Annotated in this window: 5 protein-coding genes and 2 pseudogenes; all 7 read left to right on the top strand. The window is 71.6% G+C overall.

All coding sequences use genetic code 11. The features are described from left to right. A partial coding sequence (locus D7X74_RS38190; RefSeq protein WP_233602433.1) for a PEGA domain-containing protein occupies positions 1-676 on the top strand: 676 nt, incomplete at its 5' end. Positions 677-693: 17 nt separating this feature from the next. Beyond that, the gene (locus tag D7X74_RS38185; RefSeq protein WP_120537890.1) at positions 694-2,790 is read left to right on the top strand and encodes a serine/threonine-protein kinase; all 2,097 of its coding nucleotides are present in this window, start codon (positions 694-696) and stop codon (positions 2,788-2,790) included. A 205-nt stretch (positions 2,791-2,995) separates the two neighbouring features. Next, entirely contained in the window at positions 2,996-3,520 is a 525-nt protein-coding gene (locus tag D7X74_RS38180) for a MerR family transcriptional regulator (RefSeq protein WP_120537889.1), read from the top strand. 54 nt (positions 3,521-3,574) lie between these two features. Beyond that, entirely contained in the window at positions 3,575-4,069 is a 495-nt protein-coding gene (locus D7X74_RS38175) for a sigma factor-like helix-turn-helix DNA-binding protein (protein WP_120537888.1), read from the top strand. 104 nt (positions 4,070-4,173) lie between these two features. Further along, entirely contained in the window at positions 4,174-5,718 is a 1,545-nt protein-coding gene (gene purH, locus D7X74_RS38170; RefSeq protein WP_120537887.1) for a bifunctional phosphoribosylaminoimidazolecarboxamide formyltransferase/IMP cyclohydrolase, read from the top strand. A 4-nt stretch (positions 5,719-5,722) separates the two neighbouring features. After that, positions 5,723-5,809, top strand: a pseudogene (locus D7X74_RS45405) (zinc-ribbon domain-containing protein); the annotation flags it as partial. A 48-nt stretch (positions 5,810-5,857) separates the two neighbouring features. Then, positions 5,858-6,391 (top strand): annotated as a pseudogene (locus D7X74_RS38165) (hypothetical protein); the annotation flags it as partial.

Genomic DNA, 6,391 nt, shown 5'->3' with positions numbered 1-6,391 from the left:
CTTCTGGGGTTCGGGGATGGCCACGAGCGGCGTGCGGGTGGAGTCCGAGCCCACGGGCGCGCGCGTGGTGTTCGAGGACCGCGTGCTGCCGGAGCGCACCCCGCTGGTGTTGCCTGCGGTGAAGCCCGGCCGCTACCGGCTCGTCGTGGTGAAGGAAGGCTACCGGGAGTTCCGCACGCAGATCGTCGTGCCGTCGTCCGGGCAGCTCGTGGTGGGGCCGCTGAAGCTCGTGCCAATGACCTCCACCGGGCGACCCGGCTCGGAGACTCCGCCCCCGGAGCCCCCCGCGACGCCCGAGCCCGAGCCCGGTCCTTCCGGCGAGGCGGGCACCCAGGCCCCGGACCCCGCGCCGCAGGCGGTGAAGGAAGCGAAGGTGGCCGCCCCGGTTGCCCGCGAGCCCGGGGTCGCGACGGTGGCCACGGCGGTCCCGGCCGCGGAGGCGCGCGAAGCGGCCCGGCCCGTGGAGCGTGCCGCGTCGGTGAGCTTCGTGGTGACGCCGTGGGCGGAGGTGACGTGCAACGGGCGCAAGCTGGGCGAAACACCGTTCCAGCCCGTGGAGCTGCGCGTGGGCATGTATGACTGCAAGTTCTCCAACCCCGAGCTGAAGCGCACCCTCAACCGCCGCATCGAGGTGCGCCCCATCGACCTCAACGTGGTGACGGTCAAGTTCGAGTAGGCGCGGTGGACCCTTCCATGACGCTCGAGGCTGGAACCCACGTCGGCAAGTACGTCGTGCGCCGCAAGCTCGCCGAAGGGGGCATGGCGGAGATCTTCCTGTGCACCGCGCGCGGGCCGGAGGGCTTCGAGAAGGAAGTCGTCATCAAGCGCGTGCGCGCCTTCCTCGCGAGCGACCCGGACTTCGTGCAGATGTTCATCGCGGAGGCGCGGCTGGCCTCGCGGCTGAACCACGCCAACGTGGTGCAGATCTTCGACTTCGACAAGCACGAGGACACCTACTACCTGGCGATGGAGTACGTGCGCGGCTGCTCGCTGTGGGAGCTGCGCAAGCGGAGCAAGGAGGCGATGACGCCGATGCCGCCCACGCTGGTGGCGCACATCGGCGCGGAGGTCGCGCGCGGGTTGCACTACGCCCACCGCCTGCGGGTGAACGGCGAGCTGCTGCACCTGGTGCACCGCGACGTCACGCCCCACAACGTGCTCGTGTCCTACGACGGCGCGGTGAAGCTCACCGACTTCGGCATCGCGAAGGCGGGCAACAAGCTCACCAACCCCGGCGTGCTCAAGGGCAAGTTCGCGTACATGTCGCCCGAGCAGGCCCGGGGCGAAAGCGTCGACGTGCGCACCGACGTGTTCGCGCTGGGCGTGGTGCTGTGGGAGCTGCTCACCGGTGGGCGCCTGTTCCAGGGGGACTCGGAGATCGCCGTCCTGCGCGCGGTGCAGGAGAGCACCATCGTGCCGCCCGCGCGTCTGAACCCGGACGTGCCCCCGGACCTGGATGCCGCCATCTGCCGGGCGCTGGAGCGCGACCTGTCCAAGCGCTTCCAGACGGCCGGGGAGCTGGAGCGCGCGCTGGCCCAGTGCGTGCTGAACCAGGCCCGCTCCGTGGACGACACGGACGTGGGCGACTTCATGCGCAGGCTGTTCCCGGTCGCCGCCAGCAACGTGGCGCTGCCCGCGATGCCGGAGCGCACGTCGCTGGTGGACGGGGCGCTGCCTCCGCCCGGCTCGGACGAGCAGCCCGCGCCCCGGGAGCCCACGGCGGTGATGCCGTCGCGGGGCCATGCCTCGGGCGCGATGCGCAGCCCCTCGGCGGACGAAGACCTCCACGGCACGACGCTGGTGCTGTCCCGCGATGCGCGCGCCGAAGAGGCCGTGCCTGGACGGCCTCCGCCCTCCACGCCGCTGATGCCCCTGTCGGCCATGAACCCCGGGGCGCGGGAGCCGCTCGCGCCGCTGTCGGGCCGGCGCTCCGATTCGCGCGAGGTCGCCGCCGCGTCCGGTGAGGCCTCGCAGGGGGGGCGCCGGAGCGTGATGCAGGGACAGGAGCGCTTCGAGGACTCCAGGGGCGCATCGGAGTTCCTGTCGCTTGGAGAAGCCTCGCGGGTTGCTGGCGACGACGCGGACCCGAACCAGGGCGCCTCGGGCCGACACACGCCCTCCGCGAGGCGGGCCGTGGTCCTGGCCGCGGAGGTGCGTAACGCCTCCCTGTCCGATGCCGAGCCTCGCGAAGCGGACACCGTATCCGCCACCGAACCGGGACCGCCCTCCGCGCCAAGCCGCAAGCGCGCCCTCTGGGCCGGGGCCGCCGCGCTGGGGCTCGCGGGCCTCCTGGGCGTCCTGGCCGTGGCGCGCTCCACCTCGGGGACCCCCGTCGCGGGGCAGGGGAGCACCACCTCCCCGCCGGTCGCGAGCACGACACCGTCCACCGTGGCGAAGGCCCCCGCCGAACCCTCACGGGCTCCGACGACGGACCCCGTCGAAGCGGAAATCGACGGGCAGCGGCGTGAAGCCGCCCTGGCCACGCCTCCGCCCGCGGAGAAGACCGTCCCCGCTGCTCCCGCGACGGGCTCTCCCACCTCCGTCCCGGCTCCTCCCTCCGAGGACGCGGCGAAGGCCGTGGGCACACTCCAGGTCAGCGCCAATCCGTACGCGACCGTCTACCTGGGCACGAAGCGGCTCGGGGACGTGCAGGGCCGCGCCTCCTACAAGGTGGCGCCCGGCACCTACAAGCTGACCTTCCAGCACCCCACGGGCGCCAGGACGTACACCGTCGTCGTCCCCGCCAACGGCACCGTGGCGCAGGAGTTCCGCGCCCCCAAGGGCCGCTGACCCGGCCGCCTCCCCCTGCCTGACCGGTGGGGGGGCGAGGCAGCCGGCCGCCGTTTCCCCCCGTCACTTCCGCCACGCCCCCCGTGTGTTCAGCCCCCGACGCGAGCGTCGGACGGCCGACGTCCGCCCGCACGCCTGCTCGTCGTTCTTGACGGATGACGCGCGAATCTGGCACCTATGCAGTCCATTCAGTAGCCTCTATTCAATGGAATCGATGGACCTGCTGGCGCCCGAGGAGCTCGAACGCATCGAGCGCGAAAACGCCGGGGGTCTGCCCGCGAACGCGATCCTGGAAATCTTCCGGCCCCGGGGCGTGAGGCTCTCGGAGGCGACGTTCCGGAAGTACGTCCAGGCGGGGCTCCTGCCTCGCAGCCGTCGCGTGGGCCGCAAGGGGAAGCACCAGGGCAGCCTGGGCCTCTACCCGGTGGAAGCCGTCCGTCGCATCAATGTCATCAAGAGGATGATGGCCGAGGGACACACCCTGGAGGACATCCGCCGCTCCTTCGTGTTCCACCGCAACCACATCGACCAGCTCCAGCGGGACCTGTCAGAGGTGCTGGACGGGTTCCAGGAGGAGCTGGGAGGACGGCCCCTGGGAGGAGAACGCAGGAGGTCACTCGAAGCCCAGTTGGCAACGCTCAGGCAACGGGCGCAGGATCTGGTCCGGGATGTCGCCCGATTGGGCAGCGCCGTCACGGCGCGCGAAGACGAAACGCTCCGGCCGCAATAGGATGCCCCCCAGGGTCCTGTTGAACCGGGTAGACTCCACACATCTGGAGGAATCATGTCGGAAGTGAAGCAGCTGCAGGAGGGCGAGGGGGGAGGAGGCGAGGAGGAGCTGCCCGCGGAACGACGGCGCTCCAAGACCATGTCGCGCAAGGAGATGGCGCGCGACCTGCGCCGTCGCAGGCTCGCCGGCCAGCTGGACCCGGAGGAGGCGGAGACCCTCAAGCTCGTGGACGAGCAGCGGCCCCGCACGCGCGCGGACTGCATCAACGGTCCCCGGCCGTGTCTCTTCGTGTCCTGCAAGCACAACCTGTACCTGGACGTGAACCCGGAGACGGGCTCCATCAAGCTCAACTTCCCGGACAAGGAAATCACCGAGCTGGAGCACACCTGCGCCCTGGACGTGGCGGAGAAGGGTGGCATCACGCTCGAGGAGGTGGGGGAGATCATGAACCTCACCCGCGAGCGCATCCGTCAGGTGGAGACGCGCGGTCTGATGAAGCTGCGCGAAGCCGTGGACGAAGAGCCGCCCGTGTCTGCTCGCAAGCCCTGAAGTCGGGCCTGTGTGTCGTGTCGTCTCTGGGGTGACGTGTTGCGTTGACACCCCAGGGGGTGGTTGCTAGGACCCGCGCCACCCCCCCATCCCGAGGCGCACACGTGCTGGCTCTCCTGAGCGTTTCCGACAAGCGCGGTCTGGTTCCCTTTGCCCAGGGCCTCGTCCGGCTGGGCTACCAACTGCTCTCCACCGGCGGCACCCTGGAGGCCCTGAAGGCCGCCAGCATCCCCGCCACCCAGGTGTCCGAGCACACGCAGAGCCCCGAAATCCTTGGCGGCCGCGTGAAGACGCTCCACCCCCGCATCCATGGTGGCATCCTCGGCCGGCCCGACCTGGAGAGCGACAGGGCGGAGATGGCGGCGAACCGCATCGAGCCCATCTCGCTGGTGGTGGTGAACCTCTACCCGTTCCGCAAGACGGTGGCGTCGGGCGCGGCGGAGGACGACATCATCGAGAACATCGACATCGGCGGGCCGGCGATGGTCCGCGCGTCGGCGAAGAACTTCAAGCACGTGGCCGTGGTGGTGGACCCGGACGACTACGCGCCGGTGCTCGCGGAGATCGAAGGCCACAAGGCGGTGGGCGAGGAGACGCGCCGGCGGCTGATGCGCAAGGCGTTCGCGCACACGGCGGCCTACGACGCGTCCATCTCCGGGTGGCTGTCGGGCGAGGCCCAGGAGCCCTTCCCCCAGGAGCTGTCGCTGGCCTTCCAGAAGGTGCAGGGGCTGCGCTACGGGGAGAACCCGCACCAGCGCGGCGCCTTCTACCGCGAGTTCCAGACGCTGAAGGAGCCGTCGGTGGCGTTCGCGAAGGTGCTCCAGGGCAAGGAGCTCTCGTACAACAACATCCTGGACCTGGACGCGGCCCTGGGGCTGGTCCTGGAGTTCCCGGAGAAGCCCTGCGCGGTGGTCATCAAGCACAACACCCCGTGCGGCGTGGCGGTGGACGACGTGCTGGAGAAGGCCTACCGCACCGCCCGCGCGGTGGATGAGACGTCCGCCTTCGGGGGCATCGTCGCCTTCAACCGCGAGGTGGACGAGGCCGTGGCGAAGGCCATGGCGGAGACCTTCCTGGAGGCCGTCATCGCGCCGTCGTACTCGCCAGCGGCGCTCCAGGTGCTCGCGACCAAGAAGAACCTGCGCCTCTTGGAGGCCGGCCCGGAGCTGGCGTCTCCCACCGCCCGGCCGCGTCCCCAGGTGGACGCCCGGAGCGTGTCGGGCGGCATGCTGCTGATGGACCGGGACGCGGTGGAGCCGCCCCTGGAGTGGAAGGTCGTCTCCAAGCGCGCCCCCACGCCGGAGGAGGAGCGGGCCCTGCGCTTCGCCTGGAAGGTGTGCAAGCACGTGAAGAGCAATGCCATCGTGTTCGCGGCCGGGCACCAGCTGCTCGCCCAGGGCGGCGGGCAGACCAACCGGGTGGACTCGGTCCGCATCGCGATGACGCGGGGCGGCGAGGCCCTGAAGGGCAGCGCGGTGGCCTCGGATGCGTTCTTCCCCTTCCGGGACGGGCTGGACGAGGCGGCCCGGGCCGGGGCGACGGCGGTCATCCAGCCGGGTGGGTCCGTTCGTGACGCGGAGGTGATTGCGGCCGCCGACGAACATGGGATGGCCATGGTGGTGACCGGAGTGCGACACTTCCGGCACTAACTTCATGCGCATCGTCTGTCAGAAATGCGCGGCGGCCTACGCGATCGACGATCGGTTGATCTCGGCCAAGGGCGTCCGCGCGCAGTGTCCCCGTTGCCGGCACCTCCAGCTTGTAAAGCGGGAGGCGTCCGCCGCTTCGGTGACGGCGTCCACTCCCGAAGGAGCCGCGGTCCCCGCTCCCGAGCCGAAGCGCCCTCCCGGCGCCCCGGCGCCTCCTGTCGCCCGGGAGCCCCGGAGCAATCCGGCCGCCGCGAAGGCCCCTGACGCTCCGGCGGCCTCGGACCTCTTCGGGGACCTGGGGTCGATGCCGGAACTCGGGCCTCCGAGGGACGAGGATCCGTTCGCGGACCTGGGCCCTCCCGCCTCCCGGGCACCCGCTCCGGCGAACCTCTCCGCGGACCCGTTCGCGGACCTGGGCCCTCCGGATGCCGCGCCTGCCCGGAGCGAACCGTCCGCGAGGCCCGCCGCGCCCGCCCCGGCGCAGAGGCCCGCGCCGACTGCCGCCGCGTCCGCTCCGACGCAGCCGCCCGCGAAGCCCGCGCCGACTGCCGCCGCGCCCGCCCGGAAGGAGCCGGTCGCGAAGCCGCCGACGCCCTCCGAGCCCGCGCCCTCGCTCGCGCTTCCGGCGGACCCGCTGCTCGACTTCCTGGGCCCACCCCCGAGCGACCTCGGG

This window comes from Corallococcus sp. CA047B, from assembly GCF_003612065.1.
Lineage (GTDB): Bacteria > Myxococcota > Myxococcia > Myxococcales > Myxococcaceae > Corallococcus > Corallococcus praedator.
The sequence above is the reverse complement of the archived record's forward strand: the minus strand, read 5'-3'. Positions and strand labels throughout refer to the sequence as shown.

What these genes read in the sequence shown, in the direction of transcription:
- D7X74_RS38180 (WP_120537889.1), top strand. Translation starts at nt 2,996, where the DNA reads ATGGAATCGATGGACCTGCTGGCGCCCGAGGAGCTCGAACGCATCGAG.
- D7X74_RS38175 (WP_120537888.1), top strand. Translation starts at nt 3,575, where the DNA reads ATGTCGGAAGTGAAGCAGCTGCAGGAGGGCGAGGGGGGAGGAGGCGAG.
- D7X74_RS38185 (WP_120537890.1), top strand. Translation starts at nt 694, where the DNA reads ATGACGCTCGAGGCTGGAACCCACGTCGGCAAGTACGTCGTGCGCCGC.